This is a genomic window from Ornithinimicrobium sediminis (assembly GCF_021272345.1).
In the GTDB taxonomy this organism is placed as follows: Bacteria; Actinomycetota; Actinomycetes; order Actinomycetales; family Dermatophilaceae; genus Ornithinicoccus; species Ornithinicoccus sediminis_B.
In genome coordinates this window covers 183,991-206,748 of the sequence record NZ_JAJSDQ010000002.1, presented here as the reverse complement: position 1 = coordinate 206,748, position 22,758 = coordinate 183,991, and the positions used below count along the sequence as shown (strand labels likewise).

Annotated in this window: 19 protein-coding genes; 9 read left to right on the top strand and 10 right to left on the bottom strand. The window is 72.0% G+C overall.

Annotated features, from left to right (window positions below):
- Positions 1-8: 8 nt before the first annotated feature.
- Genes LVO85_RS05400 through LVO85_RS05390 form a run of 3 tightly spaced genes read left to right on the top strand, consistent with a single transcriptional unit; the run spans position 9 to position 2,949 of the window.
- Positions 9-1,067 carry an ABC transporter ATP-binding protein gene (locus tag LVO85_RS05400; protein ID WP_232746386.1) on the top strand — a complete coding sequence of 353 codons (1,059 nt, stop codon included), beginning with the start codon at positions 9-11 and terminating at the stop codon, positions 1,065-1,067.
- Positions 1,064-2,221, top strand: coding sequence for an ABC transporter ATP-binding protein (locus tag LVO85_RS05395; RefSeq protein ID WP_232746385.1), 1,158 nt, complete (start codon positions 1,064-1,066; stop codon positions 2,219-2,221). The genes LVO85_RS05400 and LVO85_RS05395 overlap by 4 nt, the downstream gene beginning before the upstream one ends.
- Positions 2,218-2,949, top strand: coding sequence for a type 1 glutamine amidotransferase (locus tag LVO85_RS05390; RefSeq protein WP_232746384.1), 732 nt, complete (start codon positions 2,218-2,220; stop codon positions 2,947-2,949). The genes LVO85_RS05395 and LVO85_RS05390 overlap by 4 nt, the downstream gene beginning before the upstream one ends.
- Before the next feature lie 23 nt (positions 2,950-2,972).
- On the opposite strand, the gene LVO85_RS16950 is transcribed toward LVO85_RS05390, so the two are convergent.
- The 6 genes from LVO85_RS16950 to LVO85_RS05360 form a co-directional block, all read right to left on the bottom strand.
- The gene (locus tag LVO85_RS16950) at positions 2,973-4,076 is read right to left on the bottom strand and encodes an ABC transporter ATP-binding protein (RefSeq protein ID WP_232746383.1); all 1,104 of its coding nucleotides are present in this window, start codon (positions 4,074-4,076) and stop codon (positions 2,973-2,975) included.
- Complete coding sequence (locus tag LVO85_RS05380) at positions 4,073-5,683, bottom strand: ABC transporter permease (RefSeq protein ID WP_232746382.1); 1,611 nt, start codon at positions 5,681-5,683, stop codon at positions 4,073-4,075. Before LVO85_RS05380 ends, LVO85_RS16950 begins: the two co-directional genes overlap by 4 nt.
- A 17-nt stretch (positions 5,684-5,700) precedes the next feature.
- On the bottom strand, positions 5,701-6,777 hold the full coding sequence (locus LVO85_RS05375) for an iron ABC transporter substrate-binding protein (protein WP_232746381.1): 1,077 nt from the start codon (positions 6,775-6,777) through the stop codon (positions 5,701-5,703).
- A 117-nt stretch (positions 6,778-6,894) separates the two neighbouring features.
- Positions 6,895-8,571: an alpha-amylase family protein gene (locus LVO85_RS05370; protein ID WP_232746380.1), complete on the bottom strand. Its 1,677-nt coding sequence runs from the start codon at positions 8,569-8,571 to the stop codon at positions 6,895-6,897.
- Positions 8,572-8,574: 3 nt separating this feature from the next.
- Entirely contained in the window at positions 8,575-9,543 is a 969-nt protein-coding gene (locus tag LVO85_RS05365; protein WP_232746379.1) for a TIGR03885 family FMN-dependent LLM class oxidoreductase, read from the bottom strand.
- A gap of 36 nt (positions 9,544-9,579) precedes the next feature.
- Positions 9,580-10,485: a universal stress protein gene (locus tag LVO85_RS05360; RefSeq protein ID WP_232746378.1), complete on the bottom strand. Its 906-nt coding sequence runs from the start codon at positions 10,483-10,485 to the stop codon at positions 9,580-9,582.
- A 65-nt stretch (positions 10,486-10,550) separates the two neighbouring features.
- On the opposite strand from LVO85_RS05360, the gene LVO85_RS05355 reads away from it, so the two are divergent.
- The 3 genes from LVO85_RS05355 to LVO85_RS05345 are packed head-to-tail and all read left to right on the top strand — an operon-like array spanning position 10,551 to position 14,335.
- Complete coding sequence (locus LVO85_RS05355) at positions 10,551-10,970, top strand: ectoine synthase (protein WP_232746377.1); 420 nt, start codon at positions 10,551-10,553, stop codon at positions 10,968-10,970.
- A 31-nt stretch (positions 10,971-11,001) separates the two neighbouring features.
- Positions 11,002-12,585, top strand: coding sequence for a cation:proton antiporter family protein (locus LVO85_RS05350; protein ID WP_232746376.1), 1,584 nt, complete (start codon positions 11,002-11,004; stop codon positions 12,583-12,585).
- Complete coding sequence (locus LVO85_RS05345; RefSeq protein ID WP_232746375.1) at positions 12,572-14,335, top strand: FAD-dependent oxidoreductase; 1,764 nt, start codon at positions 12,572-12,574, stop codon at positions 14,333-14,335. Before LVO85_RS05350 ends, LVO85_RS05345 begins: the two co-directional genes overlap by 14 nt.
- Here the strand turns inward: LVO85_RS05345 and LVO85_RS05340 are convergent.
- Genes LVO85_RS05340 through LVO85_RS05330 form a run of 3 tightly spaced genes read right to left on the bottom strand, consistent with a single transcriptional unit; the run spans position 14,251 to position 16,851 of the window.
- A complete protein-coding gene (locus LVO85_RS05340; protein ID WP_232746374.1) occupies positions 14,251-14,715 on the bottom strand; it encodes a PPOX class F420-dependent oxidoreductase in 465 nt (154 codons plus the stop codon). The genes LVO85_RS05345 and LVO85_RS05340 overlap by 85 nt on opposite strands.
- Before the next feature lie 56 nt (positions 14,716-14,771).
- Entirely contained in the window at positions 14,772-16,217 is a 1,446-nt protein-coding gene (locus LVO85_RS05335; protein WP_232746373.1) for a DUF2252 domain-containing protein, read from the bottom strand.
- A 58-nt stretch (positions 16,218-16,275) separates the two neighbouring features.
- Positions 16,276-16,851: a GNAT family N-acetyltransferase gene (locus LVO85_RS05330; protein ID WP_232746372.1), complete on the bottom strand. Its 576-nt coding sequence runs from the start codon at positions 16,849-16,851 to the stop codon at positions 16,276-16,278.
- Between the two features lie 111 nt (positions 16,852-16,962).
- On the opposite strand from LVO85_RS05330, the gene LVO85_RS16660 reads away from it, so the two are divergent.
- The 3 genes from LVO85_RS16660 to LVO85_RS05305 all read left to right on the top strand — a co-directional run bounded on the left by LVO85_RS16660 (position 16,963) and on the right by LVO85_RS05305 (position 22,169).
- Positions 16,963-19,986: a S8 family serine peptidase gene (locus tag LVO85_RS16660; protein WP_269813034.1), complete on the top strand. Its 3,024-nt coding sequence runs from the start codon at positions 16,963-16,965 to the stop codon at positions 19,984-19,986.
- Between the two features lie 158 nt (positions 19,987-20,144).
- Positions 20,145-21,488 carry an SAM-dependent methyltransferase gene (locus LVO85_RS05310; protein WP_232746371.1) on the top strand — a complete coding sequence of 448 codons (1,344 nt, stop codon included), beginning with the start codon at positions 20,145-20,147 and terminating at the stop codon, positions 21,486-21,488.
- 201 nt (positions 21,489-21,689) lie between these two features.
- On the top strand, positions 21,690-22,169 hold the full coding sequence (locus LVO85_RS05305) for a hypothetical protein (protein ID WP_232746370.1): 480 nt from the start codon (positions 21,690-21,692) through the stop codon (positions 22,167-22,169).
- Positions 22,170-22,240: 71 nt separating this feature from the next.
- On the opposite strand, the gene LVO85_RS05300 is transcribed toward LVO85_RS05305, so the two are convergent.
- Entirely contained in the window at positions 22,241-22,717 is a 477-nt protein-coding gene (locus LVO85_RS05300; RefSeq protein ID WP_232746369.1) for a hypothetical protein, read from the bottom strand.
- Between the last annotated feature and the right edge of the window lie 41 nt (positions 22,718-22,758).

Genomic DNA, 22,758 nt, shown 5'->3' with positions numbered 1-22,758 from the left:
TGCGCACGATGACGACCACGACCGGAGACCGCCTGGACGGCAGGCATCCATCCGGCTCCGCGGAGCCGCTGCTGCGGGTCGAGGACCTGCGGGTCACGTTCGGACGAGGAGCCACCGAGTTCGCTGCGGTCGACGGCATCAGCTTCGACGTCGCGCCCGGACAGACCGTGGGCCTGGTCGGGGAGTCCGGCTGCGGCAAGTCGGTGACCTCGCTGGCGATCATGCGGCTGCTGCCCGAGCGCGGCAACACGGTCACCGGGCGGGTCCTCTTCGAGGGCAAGGACCTGATGACCATCAGCACCGCCGAGATGAGGGACCACCGCGGAGCCGACCTGGCGATGATCTTCCAGGACCCGCTCAGCTCCCTGAACCCGGTGGTGCCGCTGGGGGTGCAGGTCGCCGAGGTGCTGCAACGGCACAAGGGCATGAAGCACGACGTCGCCCACCGCAGGTCGGCCGAGCTGCTGGAGAAGGTCGGCATCCCCGACCCGACCCGCCGCCTGAGCGAGTATCCCCACCAGCTGTCGGGAGGCATGCGCCAGCGCGCCCTCATCGCGATGGCGCTGGCCTGCGAGCCGCGGCTCCTCATCGCGGACGAGCCGACGACCGCCCTGGACGTCACGATCCAGGCACAGATCCTCGCTCTGCTCAAGGAGCTCGTCACCGAGTCCGGGACGGCGCTGGTCATGATCACCCACGACCTGGGCGTGGTCGCCGGCCTGTGCGACGAGGTCAACGTCCTGTATGCCGGCCGCATCGTCGAGCGGACGCTGCGGCACGACCTCTTCGCGATCCCCCGGCATCCCTACACCGGCGGCCTGCTCGACTCCATCCCGCGGCTCGACCTCCCCCGGGGCGGGCGGCTGAACCCGATCCAGGGGTCCGTGGCGGACAACATCCCGTGGGAGCAGGGGTGTGCCTTCGCCCCTCGGTGCTCGTCGGCGACGGAGATCTGCCGTCAGGAGACTCCCGAGCTGCTGGCGGACGACGCCGTGCCCGACGAGCGTCTGCTGCGCTGCCACAACCCGCTGCCGGTCACCGGCCGGCACCCCGAGGAGACGTCATGAGCACGGTCGCCCCCGAGACCGCCCGCACGGACGCGCAGGACGGCGACGTCCTGGTCGACGTCCGCGGGCTGAAGGTCCACTTCCCCATCAAGCGCGGGATCATCTTCGACCGCACCGTCGGCTACGTCTACGCGGTCGACGGCATGGACCTGCAGATCAGGCGCGGCGAGACCTACGGTCTCGTCGGTGAGTCCGGCTGCGGCAAGTCCACGTTCGGTCGCGCCCTGCTCCAGCTGGAGGAGCTCACGGACGGTGAGGTGCACTTCGACGGAGTCGACCTGTCCTCGCTCAAGGGCGAGGAGCTGCGGCTGCAGCGGCGCCACATGCAGATGGTCTTCCAGGACCCGATGGGCAGCCTGGACCCACGGCAGACGGTGGAGCAGCTGCTGCTGGAGGGCATGCGGGCGCACGGGCTCACCAAGACCCAGGATGCCCGGCAGCGGCTCGTCGACCTGCTCAAGGCGGTGGGGCTGCCGCGCAACGCTCTGAACAAGTACCCCCACGAGTTCTCCGGCGGGCAGCGTCAGCGCATCGGGATCGCGCGTGCCCTGGCCGTCGACCCGCAGCTCATCGTGGCGGACGAGCCGGTCAGTGCCCTGGACGTGTCGGTACAGGCCCAGGTCATCAACCTGCTGGAGGACCTGCAGGAGCAGTTCGGCCTCACCTACCTGGTCATCGCGCACGACCTGGCCGTGGTCCGGCACATGAGCGACCGCATCGGGGTGATGTACCTCGGGTCCCTGGTCGAGGAGAGCCACGCCGACGAGCTCTACGCCGAGCCGCTGCACCCCTACACCCGTGCGCTCATGTCCGCCGTCCCGGTCCCCGACCCCGTCGTCGAGGACTCGAGGGAGCAGATCCTGCTGCCGGGCGACCTGCCCAGCCCGGCGAACCCTCCGAGCGGATGTCGTTTCCACACCCGGTGCCCCTGGCGCCAGGAGACGCTGTGCGACACCGAGCGGCCGCAGCTGCGCACCCTCGACCTCCCCGAGGTGACGGCAGGGCACCGGGTCGCGTGCCACTGGGCAGAGCAGATCGCCTCCGGTGAGATCCAGCGGCACGAGGTGAGCGCGGTCGCCACCGAGCGGACGCCGACCGGCAGCGCCGACGGCTCCAGCCTGTTCGGCCCACAGTCGGAGATCGAAGCCGAGTGACCCCGCGTCTGCTCGTCGTCCAGCACGAGGACACCTGCCCGCCGGGGCTGCTCGGTGCGTGGCTCGCCGAGGCCGACGTGGCCCTGGAGGTCGTCCGGGCGCACCGCGGCGACCCTCTCCCGGAGTCGCTCGGCCAGCAGGACGGCCTGGTGGTGCTCGGCGGCGAGATGGGCGCGCTCGACGACGACGTCGCCCCGTGGCTGCCGCGGGTCCGCCGCCTGGTCGCGAGCACCGTCGAGGCCGGCCGCCCGTTCCTCGGCGTCTGCCTGGGCCATCAGCTCGCAGCCGCGGGGCTGGGTGGCACGGTGACCCGCAACCCGGCCGGCCACTCCCAGGGGGTCACGCCGTTCCGGCACACCGGGCAGGGCGCCGACGACCCGCTCCTGTCCTCGGTCGCCCCGGACAGCCCGGTCGTGCAGTGGAACAACGACATCGTCGTCGACCTGCCCCCGGGGGCGGAGTCACTGGCGACCTCCCCCGACGGGTCGGTGCAGGCGGCGCGGTTCGGCCCGCTGGCGTGGGGGGTGCAGTGCCACCCGGAGGCGACCCCGGCGATCTTCCGCGGCTGGACGGTGGAGAAGCCGTCAGCGGCCCGGCTCGCAGAGGTCGGCATCGACATCCACGCCGCCGCCCGCGTCGTGGCGGAGCGGGCGCGCGAGATGGAGGCCGCCTGGGCGCCCTTCGGCCACCGGTTCGCCGCGGTCGTCCGGGAGCACGCCCACTCCTGACGGGCCCCGCCCGTGCGAGGCCCTCAGCCGACGACGGGCAGGGGCGTCGCCCCCGACTCCGCAGCCACCGCCTCGGCAGGGTACGCCGTGCAGTCCCCCTCGACCCACAGCCGCACGTCGTCGCCCGGCTCGACCGCCGTGACCGGGTCGTCGATGACCCGCACCATCGCGGTCTGCGACCCCGGCACGTCGACCGTGATGAGGGCGTCGTGGCCGTGGTAGGCGATCTGGGCGACCCGGCCCGGCACGGCGTGGCCGGGGGCCAGGGTGCCGGCGCGCACGATGCGCACCTGCTCCGGCCGCACCAGCGCGGTCGGACCTCCGGCGAGGTCGACCAGGTCAGGGCGCAGCCGGACGACACCGAGGCGGCTCATCCGCTCCGCGTGACCGGCCGGCCCCTCCAGGGGCAGGAGCATGGCCTCGCCGACGAACTGGGCGACCCAGCTGTCCACCGGGTGGCGGTAGACCTCCGCGGGGGTGTCGAACTGGTGGATGCGTCCGTCCCTCATGACCGCCACCCGGTGGGCCATGGACAGCGCCTCACCCTGGTCGTGGGTGACGAGCAGGGCGGTGGCTCCGTCCTCGGCCAGCGCGCGGCGCACGTCCTCGCGCAGTCCGGTGCGCAAGGAGGCGTCGAGCGCGCTGAACGGCTCGTCCAGGAGCACCAGAGGTGGGTGGGGGGCCAGGGCCCGGGCCACGGCCACCCGCTGCTGCTGACCGCCGGACAGCTCGTGCGGCATGCGCGCCCCCAGCCCACCGAGCCCGACCAGCTCGAGGCACTCCTCCACCCGCGCAGTCTTGCCCCGCCCGCGGCCGAGGCCGTAGCCGACGTTGTCGGCGACCGACAGGTGGGGGAAGAGCGCCCCGTCCTGGGGCACGACGGTGACATGGCGGCGATGCGGCGGCATGTGCACACCGGGCAGGGTGACGACGCGACCGCCGAGGGTGATGCGACCGTGGTCGATGCGCTCGAAGCCGGCGATGCACCGAAGCAGGGTGGTCTTGCCGCAGCCCGAGGGGCCCAGCACGGCGACGAACTCACCTGTGTCCAGGGTGAGGTCCACCGAGTCGAGCGCGACGACGTCGCCGTACGACTTGCCGACCTGCACGATCTCTACCGCGGTCACTGCTCACCTCCCGTTCCGGCACCGGTCAGGACTCTATTGTCACCCGGGTCCTCGGTGACCAGGTCCAGCACCTCCGGCCGCCGCTCCAGCCGCGGCGCACCGACCACGCCGGTGCGCCTGGCCAGCACCCAGGTCGGGAGCGCAGCCAGCACCACCAGGAGGAACGCGTACGGGGCCGCCTCCGCATACCGCTGCACACCCGTGGCCTGCCACAGCTCGGTCGCGAGCGTGTCCAGCCCGGTGGGTCGCAGCAGGAGCGTCGCCGGCAGCTCCTTCATACAGGCGAGGAACACCAGCGCGGCCCCGGCACCCACCCCCGGCATGGTCAGCGGCAGCGTGATGGTGCGGAACACCTCCCAGCGGTTGCGCCCGAGCGACTGGCCGACCTCCTCCAGGCTGGGCGGCGCCTGGCCCGCCGCCCCGATGACGGCTGCCACCCCCAGGGGCAGGAAGAGCGTCGCGTAGGCCAGCGCCAGCAGCCAGGTGGTCTGGTAGAGGGGCAGGGCGACGGTGACCCCGAAGAAGACCAGCGACAGGCCCACGACGATGCCGGGCAGGCTGTGTGCGACGTAGGCCGCACGCTCCAGGGCTGCGCTCAGCCGGCTGGAGTGGCGCGCCGCCAGCAGGCCCACCGGCACGGCCAGCAGCATGGTCACCACCGTGCCGGCCAGCGAGACGCTCAGCGAGCCCGCGGCTGCAGCGGCGACGTCGGCGACCGAGTCGGGCCGCGACACCCCGGCACCGACCCACCGAACCATCGACAGGGCGGGGACCCCGAGGGCGGCTGCCGCCACGGCCAGCAGACCCGCCAGCCCGGCCCACCGCCATACCCCCAGGTCCGCCGGCTGCACCGGGCGCGAGGTGCCGCGGCTGGAGTAGCGGGCGCCCGAGCGCCGGGTCCGCGACTCCAGGGTGAGGATCACGAGGGTGAGGAGGAGGAGCAACGTCGACAGGGTCAGCGCCCCGATCCGGTCGAACCCGGCCGTGAAGGCGGTGAAGATGGCCCGGGTGAAGGTGTCGACCCGCAGGATGGACACCGCCCCGAAGTCGGCGAGCACGTAGAGCACCGCCAGCAGGGACCCGCCCGCGACGGCAGGACGCACCTGCGGGAGGGTCACGGTGAACAGGGTGCTCCACGGGCCCCGCCCCAGCGAGCGCGCCACCTCCTCCTGCGCCTGGTCGGCACCGACGAGCGCCGCAGCCACGGGCAGGTAGACGTAGGGGTAGGTGTAGAGGGTGAGCACGAGCGCAGCCGGCCAGAAGCCCTCGAACCGTGCGGTGGAGGACCAGAGGTCGGCCACCGAGACCCAGGTGAAGGCGGCGACGTAGCTGGGCACGGCCAGGGGCAGGGCGGCGACCACGGCGAAGAGCCCACGCCCCGGGACGTTCGTGCGGGTCACGAGGTAGGCGCTGCCCACCCCGACCACCAGGCAGCCGACCGAGACGACGACGCCCAGCAGGATGCTGGTCATCGTCAGCTCGGCGACCCGAGGGGTCGTGACCCGGTCCCACCACGCCGGCAGGCCGGCCTGCACCGTGCGCAGCAGCAGGTAGACCAGAGGGATGAGTGCGACCGCCGTGGCCGCAAGGGCCCCGGCGGTCAGCACCAGAGGGGGTCGACGGGTCAGGACAGGCCTGCCTCGCTGATCATCTCGACGGTGGTCTGCAGGTCCTCGAGGTCGTTGAGGTCGATGTCGGGCACCTCGAGGTCGTCCAGCGCGGGGAGCCCCTCCTCGGCGTCCACGCCCTCGACGAGGGGGTACTCGTGGGTCTCGCCGCGGAAGTACTCCTGGCCCGCGGTGCTGAGCAGGTAGTCGACGAACGCCTGGGCGTCGCCGTCGGGCTGCTCGCCGACCAGCCCGACACCGGAGATGTTGACCAGCGCGCCGGTGTCCCCGTCCGGGAAGAAGTGGTGTGCCGCGTCCATCTCGTCCACGGTGACACCCTGCTCCTCCGCGAGCTCGTAGAGGTAGTAGTGGTTCACGAGGCCGGTGTCGACCACGCCGTCGTTGACGTCCGCGACGATGAGGCCGTTGCCTTCCCGGATCTGCGGGTCGTTGGCGGCCAGGTCCTCGAGCCACTGCCGGGCGACGTCCTCGCCGTGCTGGATGCGCATGGCGGTGACGAAGGCCTGGAACGAGGCGTTGGTCGGGGCGATGCCCACGCGGCCCTCCCAGTCCGGCTCGGTGAGCTCGAAGACGGACTCCGGCAGCTCCTCGGCCGACACCGCGGACGTGTTGTAGATCAGCACGCGCGAGCGGCCCGTGACACCGACCCAGGTGTTGTCGGCGGAGCGGTAGGTCTCGGGCACGAGGTCGAGGGTCTCCTGGTGGATGCCCTCCAGCATCCCCTCGGCGCTCACGGCGCCCAGGGCGCCTGCGTCCTGGGCCAGGAACGCGTCGGCCGGCGAGCTGTCCCCCTCCTCCAGGAGCTGGGCGGCCATCTCGGCGGTCCCGCCGTAGCGGACCTCGACCTCGATGCCGGTCTCCTCGGTGAACAGGTCGATGACGGGGCCCACGAGCTCCTCGTTGCGGCCGCTGTACAGCGTGAGCGTGCCGTCGGACTCCCCGGCGGTGGCGCCGTTCTCCTCGGCGTCGGTCGTGCTCTGCCCGTCGTCGCCGCAGGCGGCCAGTCCGGTGGTGAGAGCGAGGGCGGCCACCAGCGCGGCGGTGCGCGTGGGGCGGATGGTGCGTCGAGCCACGAGCGGGACTCCTTGGGGTGTGCGGGTTAGGACAGCCTTACCTCAGCACACGTGGCACCCGAAATCAATTCCGTGACGGCGATGTGTCGTTAATCACCCTACGGTCGGGATGCCGCCTCAGGCCGGGCGTGGACCCGAGCCGCCCCGCACCCGCAGCCAGCGGTAGCCGTAGCCGTCCAGCGACAGCTCGGTGGTGCCGTCGTCCCGCACCTCGACCCTGCCCCCTTCCAGGACGTCGACGACCTCCTGGTCGTCGTCGACCTGGGGCACCGGCACGTCCAGGGTGACCGGCTCGGCGGCCAGGTTGTGCACGGCCAGCACCGCGGAGCCGTCCAGCACGCACTGGTGGGCCAGCACCTGGGCGTGCGGCTGCTCGACGATCTCCACGTCGCCCCACCCGATCTCCGGGCAGTCGCGGTAGGCCACGATGAGCGACCGGACGAACGTCCAGAGGGAGTCGGGGTCGCGGATCTGGTCGGCCGCGTTGACGTGCTCCGGGGCGTAGCCGTCGGGGGCGACCGGCTGGACGAGCCTGCTCGGTGCCGCGGTCGAGAAGCCGCCGTTCCTGCCAGGCGTCCACTGCATGGGTGTCCGCACGGCCATGCGTCCCTCGGCCGCGAGGTCCTCGCCCATGCCGATCTCCTCACCGTAGAACAGCGTCGGCGTGCCCGGCATGGAGAACAGCAGGCTGTAGGCCATCCGCACCCGCCGCGGGTCGCCCCCGAGCATCGGCGGCAGGCGCCGCTTGAGGCCTCGCCCGAAGACCTGCATCCGCTCCTCGGGTCCGAACGCCGCGAAGACCTCCTGGCGCTCCGCCTCCGACAGCTTGTCGAGCGTCAGCTCGTCGTGGTTGCGCAGGAACGTCGCCCACTGGCAGGTGGGGTGGATCGGGGGCCGGTCGGCCAGTGCCGTGGCGAGCGGGCGGGCGTCACCCCGGGCCATCGAGAGGTAGGCCGCCTGCATGGCGATGAAGTCGAACATCATGTCCAGCTCGCCGCCGGTCTCCCCGCCGAAGTACGCCAGCTGCTGCTCGTGCGTGACGTTGACCTCGCCGAGCATCATGGCGCTGCCCTTGCGGCGCGACAGGAAGGCCCGGATCTGCCGCAGCAGCTCGTGGGGGTCTCCGGCCAGGCCGTCGGAGGCCCGGGTCTCGATGTCGTCGAGGAAGAAGGGCACGGCGTCGACCCGGAAGCCGTCGATCCCCAGCTCGAGCCAGAAGCCGATCACCCGCATGATCTCGTCCCGGACCGCGGGGTTCGCGACGTTCAGGTCGGGCTGGTGGGCGTAGAAGTGGTGCAGGTACCACTCCCCCGTGCGCTCGTCCAGCTCCCAGATCGAGTCCTCCTCGTCGGGGAAGACCACCTTGTCGGAGGTGTCCGGCGGCTCGGAGTCGCGCCAGACGTAGTAGTCGCGGTAGGGGCCGTCCTTGCTGCGCCGGGCGGCCTTGAACCAGGGGTGCTGGTCGGAGGTGTGGTTGACGATGAGGTCGGCGATGACCCGGATGCCACGGTCGTGGGCGGTCCGGATGACCTCCACGAGCTCGCCGTGGTTGCCCAGACGGGGGTCGACCCCGTAGAAGTCGCTGACGTCGTAGCCGTCGTCCTTGTCCGGGCTGGGGTAGAACGGCATCAGCCACAGGCAGGTGATGCCGAGGTCGGCGAGGTAGTCGATGCGCCGCGCCAGGCCGGCCAGGTCCCCGGTGCCGTCCCCGTTGGCGTCGTCGAACGTCTCGATGTCGAGACAGTAGATGACGGCGTTCTTCCACCACAGGTCGCTGGTGTCGGTGATGCGCATGGCTCAGCCCTTCCGTCCGGCGAGCTGCGGGAGCACGCTCTCGCCGAACGCGTCGATGTAGGCGGTCTGCTCCTGGCCCACGTGGTGCAGGTAGATGTCGTCGAACCCCAGGTCGGCGTACTCCCCCAGCCACTGCACGTGCTGGTCGAGACTCTCCGAGACGCGCACCGCCTGGTGCACGGAGTCCATCGTGACGTGGGCACCCATGGCGTCGAAGGTCTCGGCCGTCTCGGTGTTCCACGCGACCGGTGTGTCGAAGACGTTGGTGCGCCACTGGTCGAAGGCGAGGGCCTCCGCCTCGTCCCGGGTCGCGGCGTGCGACAGGTGCACCTGCAGCACCACGGGCCCGGTGCCGCCCGCGCCGCGGTAGGCGTCGATGATGCGGCGCAGCGTGTCGTGCGGCTGGTTGATGGTGATGAGACCGTCGGCCCACGACGCGACGCGGGCCGCCGACTCGACGGTGACCACCGGGCCGATGAGGGCCGGCATCTCCTCCGGCCGGTCCCACAGCCGTGCCCGGTCGACGGTGACCAGCCCGTCGTGCGAGACCTCCTCGCCGGCGAGCATGCGACGGATCACGTCGACACACTCCTCCAGCCGCTCGGTGCGCACCGCCTTCGGCGGCCAGCGGTCACCGGTGATGTGCTCGTTCATCGCCTCACCGCTGCCCAGCGCGGTCCAGACCCGGCCGGGGAACATGACGGCCAGGGTGGCGATCTTCTGCGCCACGATCGCGGGATGGTAGCGCTGGCCGGGTGCACAGACGCAGCCGAAGGACAGGTCCGTCGTGGCCAGCGCCGCCCCGAGCCAGGCCCAGGTGTAGCCCGCGTGGCCCTGACGCTCGCTCCACGGGGAGAAGTGGTCGGAGCACATCGCCATCTGGAAGCCTGCCTGCTCGGCGTGCTGCACGTCGGTCAGCAGCCGACGTGGGTCGATCTGCTCGTGGGAGGCGTGGAATCCGTAGCGGGTCATCCCTCCACCTCACCCCATCACAGGGCAGGTGACAACTCAGCTGTCGCGGGAGCGCACGACGACCACGGGGCAGCGGGCCACCTGCAGCACCTTCTGGCTGGTCGAGCCCAGGAGCTTGCCCACGAAGCCGCCCTTGCCCCGCGTGCCCATGACCAGCAGGTCGGCCTCGGTGCTCTGCTGCGCGATGACGCGTGCGCTGGGGCCGTGCAGGACGGCGACCTCCGTCGTCACGGAGGGGTGGCGCTCGTGGGCCTGCGCCAGGGCCGCCTCGACGCGACGGGTCTGACGCTCCTCGATCTCCCGCCACTCCGGGCTGGACGGCTCCGTCACGACATACCCGTTGACGACCTCGATGTGCCAGACGTTGAGCCCGACGAGCGTGGCGCCGCGCAGCTCGGCCTCCGCGAAGGCGGTCTCCGCCGCGCGTTCGCTGTCCCGGCCCCCGTCGAGCGCGACGACGACGCGTCCCCGGGGAGCGTCGTCGTTGCCGACCTCGGGGTCGACGACAGCGACCGGACAACGGGCGTGCGTCACCGTGGCGAGCGACGTGGTGCCCATCAGGATCTGGTCCAGGGCCGTCTTGCGTCCCCGCCCGACGACCAGCATCAGGGCGTCGTCCTGCTGGGCGAGCATGAGGGCGGACGCGCCTCCCATCGCCTCGAGCACCTCCACCTGCAGGTCCGGGTGCCGCTGTCGCACCTGCTCGGCGGCGGTCGCCGCGACCCCGGGCGCCACCCCGACCGCTGCCAGTGCCCCGGTCATCTCGGGGGTCGGGGTGCCCATCTCCACGGCCATGGCGCCCATGGAGAGGGCCTCGACGGCATGGACGATGCGCAGCCGTGCGCCGTGCAGCCGGGCGGTGTCGGCGGCCCAGAGCAGCGCTGCACCGTCGGATCCCGACCCGTCGACCCCGACGACGACCACCGGATGGGTCTCGGTCATGTGCGGGCTCCTCATCCCTCGACGGCACGTGCCTGCATTATGTCGCGCCCGGATAGCCTGGCCCCATGAAGGTCCTTCATCTGCACGACCTGGACGACACCGAGCGCGATGTCGAGCATGGCACGTGGCGCAGCCGCCGCTTCGTGCTGGCCGAGGACGGCGTCGGGTTCTCCTTCCACGACACCGTGCTGTATGCCGGCACCGCCACCGAGATGTGGTACGCGCACCATGTGGAGTGCGTCTACTGCTACGCCGGCACCGGCACCCTGGTCGACCGGGAGACCGGTCAGGAGCACCCCATCCGGCCCGGCACGATGTACCTCCTGGACGGCCACGAGCGGCACACGGTCGTCGCCGAGACGGACCTGCACATGGCCTGCGTCTTCAACCCCCCGGTCACCGGGCGCGAGGTCCACGACGAGCACGGCGTCTACCCACTGCTCACCCACGACGCAGCGGGCGACGACCCGGCGCACGCCCCCTGACGGCCCGGTCGAGACACGCGAGGGAGCGGACATGGCCACCATCTCGATCTACCTCGGCGTCACGTTCATCGCGGCGATGCTGGCGATCGGGCTGCGGCTGCCACCGCTGGTCGGGTTCCTCGCGGCAGGGTTCATGCTCAACGCCCTCGACGTGGGCGAGTTCCCCGGGCTCGACGTCGCCGCCGACATCGGCGTCACCCTGCTGCTCTTCGGCATCGGGCTCAAGCTGGACGTCCGCAGCCTGCTGCGGCGCGAGGTGTGGCTGACGACGGTCGTCCACATGAGCACCACCGTGCTGGTGGCCCTGGTGCTGCTGGGCATGATGAGCCTGACCGGCATGGCGCTGCTGGCCGACGCCGGGTGGACCGGCCTGCTCATGGTCGCCTTCGCCCTCTCCTTCTCCAGCACGGTCTTCGTCGTGAAGGTCCTCTCGGACCGCAGCGAGTCCCAGTCCCACTACGGACGGGTGGCGATCGGCGTCCTCATCGTGCAGGACATCGCCGCCGTGCTCTTCCTCACCGCCGCCGGCGGCTCACCTCCCAGCCCGTGGGCTCTGCTGCTGCTGCTGGCCGTGCCGGCGGCCTGGGGGATGCGCCGCATCTGGGACCAGGTGCCGCACGGGGAGATGCAGGCCCTCTTCGGCATCGTGGTGGCGTTCGTGCCCGGATACGCCGCGTTCGAGCTCGTCGGGATCAAGGGCGACCTGGGGGCGCTGGTCATGGGCGCCCTCATGGCCGGGCACCCCGCGGCCAACGAGCTCGCCAAGAGCCTGTTCTCCATCAAGGAGCTGCTGCTCGTCGCCTTCTTCCTGTCCATCGGCCTGGGTGCCATGCCCGGGGTCGAGACCACGGTCCTGGCGGTGCTCCTGCTCCTCCTGGTGCCGCTGAAGGCCGCGGGCTTCTTCCTGCTGCTGTGGCGCATGCGGCTGAGCCACCGCTCGTCCTTGCTGGCTGCTCTCGCCCTGGGCAACTACTCCGAGTTCGCGCTCATCGTCGCCGCTGTCGGCGTCGACGCGGGGTTCATCGACCAGCAGTGGCTGGTCGTCCTCTCGATCGCGGTCGCCCTGAGCTTCGTCGGGTCGGCGATCACCAACCGCACCGAGCACCTCTCCGTGCCGGCCCTCATCCGGCGCCTGCCCCCGCAGGAACCGGACCGGCTGCACCCGGAGGACCGGCCCATCGACCTGCGCGAGGCCGAGGCGGTCGTCCTGGGCATGGGACGCATCGGCAGCGCGGCCTACCGGCAGCTGCGCGACCAGTACGGCGAGCGGGTGGTCGGGATCGAGACCGACCTCAGCCGGGTGAAGACGCTGTGCTCACAGGGGTTCGACGTGCAGGAGGGAGACGCCACCGACGCCGCGTTCTGGGAGCGGGTCCGCCTGGCCGACGCGCTCGACCTGGTCGTCCTGGCGATGCCCTTCCACGGCTCCAACGTCGAGGCGCTGCACCTGCTCCACCGCGGGGGTGTGCAGAGCACGGTGGCCGCGATCGCGCAGTACGACGACGAGATGCAGGAGATCCGAGCCCTGGGCGCCCACGCCGTCCTGCATCTCTACAGCGGTGCGGGCACGCAGCTCGCCGACGAGGCGGTGGAGGCAGCCCGTGAGCGGACCTGAGGTGGACGTGGACGTCGTCGTGGTGGGCTCCGGCTTCGGCGGGAGCGTCACCGCCCTCCGCCTGGTCGAGAAGGGCTACCGGGTCGTCGTGCTCGAGGCGGGCCGCCGCTACCAGGACGCCGACTTCGCGCGCACCAGCTGGCGCCTGCGCTCCTTCCTGTGGGCGCCCGCTCTCGGGTGCTACGGCATCCAGCGCGTGCACCTGCTGCGCAACTGCCTCATCCTGGCCGGCGCCGGCGTCGGCGGCGGCTCGCTCAACTACGCCAACACGCTCTACCAGCCCGGCGACGCCTTCTACCAGGACCCGCAGTGGGCGCACCTGGCCGACTGGCGCTCCGAGCTCGCCCCGCACTACGACACGGCCCGCCGGATGCTCGGCGTGGTCACCAACCCCCACCTGACGCCCGCCGACGAGGTGATGCAGGAGGTCGCCGAGGAGATGGGAGTCGGGCACACCTTCACCCGGGCACCCGTGGGAGTCTTCTTCGGCGAGCCCGGCACGACGGTGCCCGACCCGTACTTCGGCGGGGTCGGCCCGCCCCGCACCGGGTGCCTGCAGTGCGGCGAGTGCATGACCGGATGCCGGCACGGCGCCAAGAACACCCTGCTCAAGAACTACCTGGGGCTGGCCGAGCGTGCCGGCGCGCAGGTGGTGCCGATGACCACGGTCACCGACGTCGAGCAGCGCAGCGACGGTCGCTGGACGGTCCGGGCACGCCGCACCGGCCCCGGCCGGCCGGGACGGGCGAGCACGTGGACCGCCCGTCACGTCGTCCTGGCCGCCGGCACCTACGGCACCCAGCGGCTGCTCCACCGGCTCCGTGACTCCGGCCGGCTGCCCGGGCTCTCACCCCGGCTGGGCGAGCTGACCCGCACCAACTCGGAGTCCATCGTGGGGGCGAGCACCATGCGGGTCGACCCTGCACGCGACCTGACCCGGGGGGTGGCGATCACCTCGTCGTTCCACCCCAGCGCCAGCACGCACATCGAGCCGGTGCGCTACGGCAAGGGGTCCAACGCGATGGCCCTCCTGCAGACCCTGCTGACCGACGGGGGCACCGGCCGGCCCCGCTGGCTGCAGCTCCTCGGCGAGGCCGCCCGCCGTCCGCACCATCTCGCGCGGATGCTCATCGCGCACCGCTGGAGCGAGCGCACGGTCATCGCGCTCGTCATGCAGAGCCTCGACAACTCGATCACGACGTTCACCCGCCGAGGGTGGACGGGGCGCCGGCGGCTGACCAGCCGGCAAGGACGGGGCGAGCCCAACCCCGGCTGGGTCCCGGAGGGCAACGACGCTGTCCGGCGGGTGGCACGGCTCATCGGCGGCTTCCCGGGAGGGTCCTGGGGGGAGCTCTTCGACGTGCCCCTGACCGCACACTTCCTCGGCGGCTGCGTCATCGGGGCGACCCGGGAGTCAGGCGTCGTCGACCCCTACCACCGGGTCCACGGCTATCCCACACTGTACGTGGTGGACGGCTCGGCGGTGTCGGCCAACCTCGGGGTGAACCCCTCGCTGACGATCACGGCCCAGGCCGAGCGCGCCATGTCGATGTGGCCCCGCCACGGCGAGGCGGACCCGCGGCCGGCGCAGGGCACCGCCTACCAGGTCGTGCCGCCCGTGGCCCCCGTGCGGCACGTAGTGCCCCTGTCGGCACCGATCTGGCGTCACTCCTCCCGCGGTGGCGGGAAGCCTCCCGTCGCGACCGGTCCCCAGTCGTCGATGCGCACCCGGATGAGCGACTTGCCCTGACGGCGCATCGCCTCGCGGTACTCGTCCCAGTCGGGGTGCTCCCCCGCGATGACGCGGTAGTAGTCCACCAGCGGTTCGACCGCGTCGGGCAGGTCGACGACCTCGGCGGTCCCGTCCACCTGCACGTAGGGCCCGTCCCAGTCGTCGGAGTGCACCAGCAGCGACACCGCCGGGTTGCGGCGGATGTTGCCGGCCTTGGCCCGTCGCGGGTAGGTCGAGACGACGATGCAGCCCTCGCGGTCCACCCCGGCGGCCACGGGCGAGATCTGAAGGCGTCCGTCGGCGCGACGCGTCACCAGCGTCACGTGGTGACGCTGCCGGACGAACTCGAGCAGCTCCTCGTGGGAGACCTGGTCTGCGGACGCGTAGCGGGGCGGCATGCGACCAGCGTAGGCCCCGGACCTCACCCGCGACCGCCCGGTGCGTGCACCGGCGGTCAGGGCCGGAAGGCGGACCCCACAGTCTCGAGCGCACCGTCGCTGACGGGGAGTCGTCCGTGCCGGACGGCCTCGACCAGGGCGGTGTGGTCGGCCTCCGTCTGGTCGGCGTAGCGGCGGGCGAAGGCGCTCAGCGCGGTGTCCACCTTGTCGGAGTGCCCCATGTAGCCCGCGATCATCGAGGCGCCGCTGGTGCGGGCGTGTCCCTTGGCGAGCAGGTGGCCGACGATGCCCGCGTAGTCCCGCAGCGCGGGGGCGTCGATGGCGTCCAGCGGGATGGTGCCCTTGCTGTTGCGGAACTGACGCACGTAGTAGGTGCGCCCCTGCACCGTGGCCCAGCCCAGGAGCGGGTCGCTCGCGGTCTGCAGCGCCTGCTGGTACTCCACCACCCGCTGGCCCTGGTGGTCGTGCCAGGCGGAGTCACCGTGCACGTAGCGGGCGATGACCGACCGGCGGGCCTGCTTGAGCTGCAGGAAGAGCACGTCGTCGGACGTGCTGCCCTCCAGCAGCGCGACATACGCACGCAGCCCCACGCTGCCGACGCCGACCACCTTGTGGGCGATGTCGACCAGGGTGTAGCCCCCCACGACGCGTCGCCAGTGCGGGGCCAGCGTCAGCAGGTACTCGTCCAGTGCGGCGGCGAGGGCCTCCCCTTCCTCAGGGTCGACCCACGTGACCGTCGGAGGGTCCTCGATGATGCGCCGCCGGCCGTCCTGCTCCTCGGTGAGCTTGGGCAGGGCCCGGTCGCTGGTGCGCTTGCGGGCCCGCCGGGCCGAGCGCTTGATCTCCTCGCGCAGGGTCTTCTCGGTGGTGGTCTCGTGGAGCCGGTGCACGTCGAGCCTGTTGTAGGACCTCATCATGAGCGGCTGCTCGGCGAGGAAGACGAGCTCGTCGCGGTATGCCGCCACGCACGCCCGCACCGCGTCCTCGCACTGCTCCTCGCTCGCGCCGTTCTCCCGTCCCGCGACCCAGATGCTGGTGACCAGCCGGCGCAGGTCCCACTCCCAGCACCCGGGGTGGGCCTCGTCGAAGTCGTTGAGGTCGATGACCAGCTCGCCTTCCGGGGAGGCGTAGAAGCCGAAGTTGCCGAGGTGCGCGTCACCGCAGATCACGGGCATGATGCCGGTCGCCGGAAGCCGGGCCACGTCGTCGGCCATGACGACCGCCGAGCCGCGCAGGAAGCCGTAGGGAGAGGTCACCATGCGCGCCACCCGCACCGGCACCAGGGACTCGACCCGGCCCTCGTGCGACTCCTCCAGGAGGGTGATGGGGTCGGGCCGTCCCGGCCAGGCGCGCCACTGCCCCAGCGAGCTGCGGGGGACGTCCTTGCGCATGGCCTTGCCCATCGCATAGCGCTCACCGCGTGAGGTGGGGCGCTTGCGCACGGAGGCGTAGGCGGCGCTGTCCGCGGTCGCGAGCACCCGGTGCCCGGACGATGTCGGCATGAGCCACTCCTCGGTGTCGCGGCCGGCTGACGCCGGTCCGCCGCCCATCCTGGCAGGGTCAGCGCCCCGATGCCTCCGACGAGTCCGGGGCGTCGAGGTCCTCGTCCCAGGGCACCGGGGTCGTCGTCCCGTGCTGCCAGTCGCGCCGCAGCACGGCATACGCGACCGAGGCGACCGGTGTGCCGCCCTCGACGGGCCAGCCCTCGCGGTAGTGCGCCTCCTTGACGTAGCCGGCTCGCACGAAGGTGCGTCGCATCGCCCGGTTGTCCTCGCGGGTCTGCCCCTCGAGGCGGTGCACGTCCAAGGTGGTGAACACGTGGTCGGTCAGGGCCCGCAGCACGACTGCACCCAGGCCGCGGCCCCGGTGCTCCTCGGCGAGCCTCAGGTCGAACAGAGGGGTCTCGTCGGTCAGGTCCTCCAGGACGACCAGGCCCAGTCGGCCCTCCTCGTCGCTGTCGACCCAGAAGGCCGCGTGGTCCTCGTCGTCGAAGCGCCCACGCTCGAGGGCCGCGGCCACGACGTCGGGTGTCGGCCTGGTCACCACGTGGAAGGGCCAGGTGTGAGCGGTGAGGAAGGAGACCAGCGCGTCCCGGTCGTCCCCACGGTCGTCGACAGGAGTGAAGGTGATGAGCACGACGTCGATGCTAGACGTCCGCAGGCCTATCCGCCGAGGTCACGCGGGTGCTACCTTGCGCAAAGTGGTCCGCGTCACAGTGCCGCGGCCGACTCACCCCAGGAGACCGGCATGAGCAGTGCCCCACGTCGACGCGCACGGCTCGCCATGGCTGTGGCCGGTGTCCTCCTCATGGCAGGCATGGTGCCGGCAGCGACCGCGGAGCCGCAGCTGCAGGAGGACGAGACCACGCTGGCCGCCGTCGCGCTGCCGGACAAGCCGGCCGAGGCGGGCACCTACATCGTGCAGCTCGCCGAGCCACCGGTGGTCGCCTACGAGGGCGGCGTCAAGGGGATCAAGGCCACCAGGCCGGCCAAGGGCAAGAAGGTCGACCCCCACCGTCCCGAGGTGCGCGCCTACGTCGACCACCTCGCGGCCCGGCAGGACACTGCCTTGCAGCGGGCCGGCGGCGGCACGAAGCTCTACAGCTACGCCTACACCTTCAACGGCTTCGCGGCCGAGCTCTCCGCCACGGCCGCTGCCGAGATGGCGTCCGTCCCGGGCGTGCTCGCGGTCAGCGAGAACGAGCTCCTCACGCTCGACACCTCCACGACCCCCGACTTCCTCGGTCTGACCGACGAGGGCGGGCTGTGGGACCAGCTGGGCGGGGGAAGCGCCTCGGCCAAGCGGGGTGACGGGCCAGGGGAGGACGTCATCATCGGGATCATCGACGGTGGCATCTGGCCCGAGCACCCGAGCCTGTCCGACCGGGACTCGGCCGGCAAGCGGGTCTACCAGCAGATCCCGGGGTGGAACGGCCGGTGTGTGCCCGGTGAGGAGTTCACCGCCGCCGACTGCAACCAGAAGGTCATCGGCGCCCGCTACTACAACGCGGGATGGGGCGGCAACGCCGGCATCGACGCCCAGCTGCCGGACGAGTTCAACTCTCCCCGAGACCTGGGCGGCCACGGCACCCACGTGGCCACCACGGCCGCCGGCAACAACGGGGTCCAGGCCACCGGTCCCGCCTCGGTGTTCGGCTCGGTGAGCGGCATCGCGCCGCGCGCCCGCCTCGCCGTCTACAAGACCTGCTGGGAGACCGGCAGCGGCGGCTCCTGCTTCTCGGTGGACAGTGTCGCCGCGATCGACCAGGCCGTCGCCGACGGCGTCGACGTCATCAACTTCTCGGTGAGCGGAAGCCGCACCAACTTCCGCGACCCCGTCGAGATCGCGTTCCTCTTCGCCGCCGACGCGGGTGTCTTCGTCGCCACCTCGGCCGGCAACAGCGGCCCCGACGCCTCGACCGTGGCCCACCCCGGACCCTGGCTCACCACGGTGGCCGCCGGCACCCACAACCGCACCGGCGTCGGGTCGGTCACCCTCGGCAACGGCGAGACCTACGAGGGTGCCTCCTTCGCGACCGCGGTGACCGGCGACCTCGTCGACGCCGCGGACGCGGCACTGTCACCGGCTACGGCCACCGACGCCGAGCTCTGCAACCCCGGCGCTCTGGACCCGGCTCTCGTGGCCGACGCGGTCGTGCTGTGCAAGCGCGGCGCCATTGCGCTGGTCGACAAGAGCCGGGCTGTGGCGGAAGCGGGAGGGGCCGGCATGGTGCTCTACAACGACCCGGCGGGAGCCGGCAACACCCTCGCCCTCTTCCACTCCGTCCCGGCGGTCCACGTGGCCGCGGACGACGGCCTCGCGGTCAAGGCGTATGCCGCGGAGGCCGGGGCCACGGCGACCATCAACGACGCGACCGCCGTCGAGGACGAGCCGGCACCGTTCACGGCGACGTTCTCCTCACGCGGCCCGCTGCAGGCCAGCGGCGACCTGCTCAAGCCCGACCTGATCGCTCCCGGGCAGGACATCCTGGCCGGGGTCGCACCCCCCGGCAACAACGGCCGGCTCTTCGACCTCTACAGCGGCACGTCCATGTCGAGCCCGCACGTGGCCGGTCTCGCGGCCCTGCTCATCCACGCCCACCCCGAGTGGTCGCCGATGGCGGTGAAGTCGGCACTCATGACCACCGGCTACGACGTGCTCGACAGCGCCTCCGAGGCCGACCGGATCTTCCGCCAGGGCGCTGGGCACGTGGACCCCAACAAGGCCGTCGAGCCGGGCCTGGTCTACGACGCCGACTTCGACGACTGGCTGGGCTTCCTCTGCGGCACCCAGCTGCCTGCCTCGTTCTGCACCGACTCCGGCATCGACGTGCTCGACCCGAGCGACTACAACAGCCCCTCGATCGCCATCGGCGCCCTCGCCGGCAGCCAGACGGTGACGCGCAGCGTCACCCACGTCGGCGACGAGCCCGCCACCTACGCGAGCTCCGTCACAGGCCTGTCAGGGGTTTCTGCCACCGTCGAGCCCGCCGGCCTGACGCTGGACCCGGGCGAGACACAGTCGTTCACGGTAACCTTCGCCACCACCGGAGCAGCGGCACTGAACAGCTACACGGGTGGAGAGCTGACCTGGACCGACGGGGCACGGGACGTCCGCATCCCCCTGGTCGTCCGGCCCGTCGCCCTCGGCGTGCCCGCCGCCGTGAGTGGCACCGGAGACCCCATCACCTACGACGTCGGCTTCGGCTACACCGGTGGCTTCTCGGCCACGGCCCGGGGCCTTGTGGAGGCGGCGACCACCGCCGGGAGCGTGACCCAGGACCCGGACCAGACGTTCGACCCGGCCGACCCGACCGGCACGGTCGCGATCCAGGTGGCCGTCCCGGCAGGGTCGACCTACGCCCGCTTCGCCCTCTTCGACGAGGACGTCGCACCCGGAGCCGACCTGGACCTCTACGTCTACCGGGAATCGACCCTGGTGGGAGCGAGCACGACGGCCACGTCGGCCGAGGAGGTCAGCTTCGCGCTCGGCGCACCGACCGGTGCTCCCATCGCGCTGACGGTCTACGTCCACGGCTGGGGCGTCCCGGGCGGCAGCTCGCCCTTCGTGCTGCACGAGTGGGGTGTCCCGGCGTCGTCGGACGGCACCATGACGGTCGACGCTCCGGCCACGGCCACGGCAGGCACGACCGGCAGCATCACGCTTCAGTTCACCGGGCTGGAGGCCGCCACCCGCTACCTCGGGTCGGTCGCCTACGGCGGCGCATCCGACCTGCCCTCCCCGACGGTCGTGAGCGTCACCACGCCGTGAGCGGCTGACCACCGGCGAGGGGCGGGTCCACGACGGACCCGCCCCTCGCTGGTCGCCGAGCCGGCGCGCTCCTAGACTGAGGGCGTCGCGGCAGGTCCGCGCTTCGGGGGAGGTGCATGCCGGACCTGGCCGCACGCCGATGCGACCGGGAGGCGGGCATGAGTGCAGCGCAGGTGCTGGAGCCACTGGTGAGGGCGGCCCTGCCGGCGTCCGCCCCCGTGCGGATCGACTGCTGGGACGGCAGCTCACTGGGGCCTGCGGATGCGCCGCTGCACGCCGGCTTCGAGCGTCGGCGGGCCCTGCGCCGGCTGCTCTGGCAGCCCAACGAGCTGGGGTTCGCCCGCGCCTACGTCTCCGGCGACCTCACCATCCATGGGGACCTGATGGCGGCACTGTCCTACCTGGACTCCCTCGCGGACCCCGACAGCGGGCCGGGCGTGCACATCGGCCGGGACACCACCGCAGCCATCGCCTCGGCCGCCCTGCGGCTGGGGGCCGTGGGTCCTCCTCCTCGACCTCCGGCGGAGGAGGCCAGGCTGTCCGGGAGGCGGCACAGCCTGCGCCGCGACGCCCGTGCGGTCGCCCACCACTACGACGTCGGCAACGACTTCTACGCCCTCGTCCTGGGCCGGTCGATGGTCTACTCCTGCGCCTACTTCGAGCGGCCCCCCTCCACCGGGTTCACCCTGGAGGACGCGCAGCAGGCCAAGCTCGAGCTGGTGGCACGCAAGCTCGGGCTGGACGCCGGCATGAGGGTGCTCGACGTGGGGTGCGGGTGGGGCAGCTTCGTCTGCCACGCCGCGCGCGAGCACGGTGTCGAGGCGGTCGGCGTGACACTGTCGCAGGAGCAGGCCGCCTTCGCGCGAGAGCGGGTGCGCGTGCGTGGCCTGGAGGGACAGGTCGAGATCCGGGTGCAGGACTACCGCGACGTCCCGGACGGTCCGTACGACGCGATCGCCAGCATCGGGATGGCCGAGCACGTGGGGCTGGCCCACCAGCCGGAGTACGCACAGTGCCTGCACGCCCTGCTGGCGCCCGGCGGCCGCCTGCTCAACCATGCGATCGCACGACGTGGCGACGCCGAGGGTGCGCCCGGGGACGCCCGCACGTCGTTCATCGAGCGCTACGTGTTCCCGGACGGTGAGCTGGTGCCGCTGGCCACAACGGTGGAGGCCCTGGAGTCCGCCGGTCTCGAGGTGCGCGACGTCGAGTCGCTGCGGGAGCACTACGCCCTCACCCTGCGGGCCTGGGTGGCCAACCTCGAGCAGCACTGGGAGGAGGCCCTCGCCCTGTCCAGCCCCGGGCGGGCACGGGTGTGGCTGCTCTACATGGCCGGGTCGGCGCTGGCCTTCGAGGCCCGACGCATCGGGGTCAACCAGGTGCTCGCCGTGCGTCCCGACCACGAGGGGCGCAGCGGTATGCCGTTGACCCGCCACCGCCTCCTCGACGGCGGTTCGGCCCGGGAGTCTGTCGCACATCCCGGGCAACCGTCGTCGATGTAACCGTTGCCGGCACCTTGTGGGGCGGCTCGTCCTGAGTACCGTGGGAAGAGCCAGATCCGCACCCGGACCTGACGACGGTGCCAGCTCGGGGGAGGCGCCGCCCCTTAGGTCGTCACGCTCTCGTGACCATCAGGCGTGGCGACGCACACGAAAGGCACACCCATGTCCCACACACCCCCTCGTCGTCGTCTCCTCACGTCCGTGGCCGCCGGCGCAGCCGCAGTCGCTCTCGCGGCCACACCCGCGATGGCGGGCAACCCGCACTTCATCGCCAGCCAGACGCGGGTCAGCCTGGTCGGCATGGACCTGTCCGTGAAGTTCAAGGAGGCCGGTCTCGAGAGCGGCTCACAGGTCACCGTGGAGCTGAGCGCCCACCTCGAGGCCACCTACCAGTGCATCAACAAGGGAGGCAACAACCCGGCCGATCCCAAGAAGACCACTGTCGACACCGACGTGGCGGCCAACGCACCGTTCACCGTGCCCAAGAACGGCAACCTGGTCGGCACGATCAACCTCCCGGCACCTGCGGCCGCCGACGTGCTGGACTGCCCGGGTGGGCAGACCTCCACGCTGACCGAGGTGACGTGGAGCATGCTCGAGCTCAACGACCTCACCACCGGGGCCTACCTCGCCCTGCCGGGGACCTACTCTGCCGGCGCCACAGTGGGCAAGGGCAAGTAGCCCTGCGCCGCCCATGTGCCGGGCTCCTGGCACGGGGCCCGGCACCCGGTGCCCGGTGCCGCACCTGCGCCTCAGCCGTCTCGGGCCGAGGCGTCCGCGACGTCGTCCACGAACGGCACCTTCGCGACATACTGCTGGTAGAGCGCGACGGCATGGGCAGTGGACACCTGCTCGAACTCGACCAGGGTCTCCAGTCCCTCCAGCTCGGCCCGGCACGCCTCGGCGCTCACGATGCGCTCCTGGGTGTCCTGCGACCTGATGAGGTTGGCGGCGACCGCCGCGACGACCGAGGCCACGGTGGCCAGCAGGCAGAGGGGACGCCAGATGTCGGACGCCACGCCCCCCACTGCATCGGCGGCAGCGTCCACGAAGATCTCCCCTCCCAGACCCGGCCCCGCGGTGAGCGCCGCCGCCACCGCGCTGCCGATGACGGAGGCGTAGGTCAGACGCGTCGCCCGCGGCCTGGCGGACCTGAGGTAGTCGTCCAGGGCACGCCGTCGTGCGGCGATCCGGGTCAGCAGCTGCTGCGGTGTCGGCTCCTGAGACATGGCTGTGGTCCTCTCGCCCCCCGAGGGTGGGTTGTGTCGTC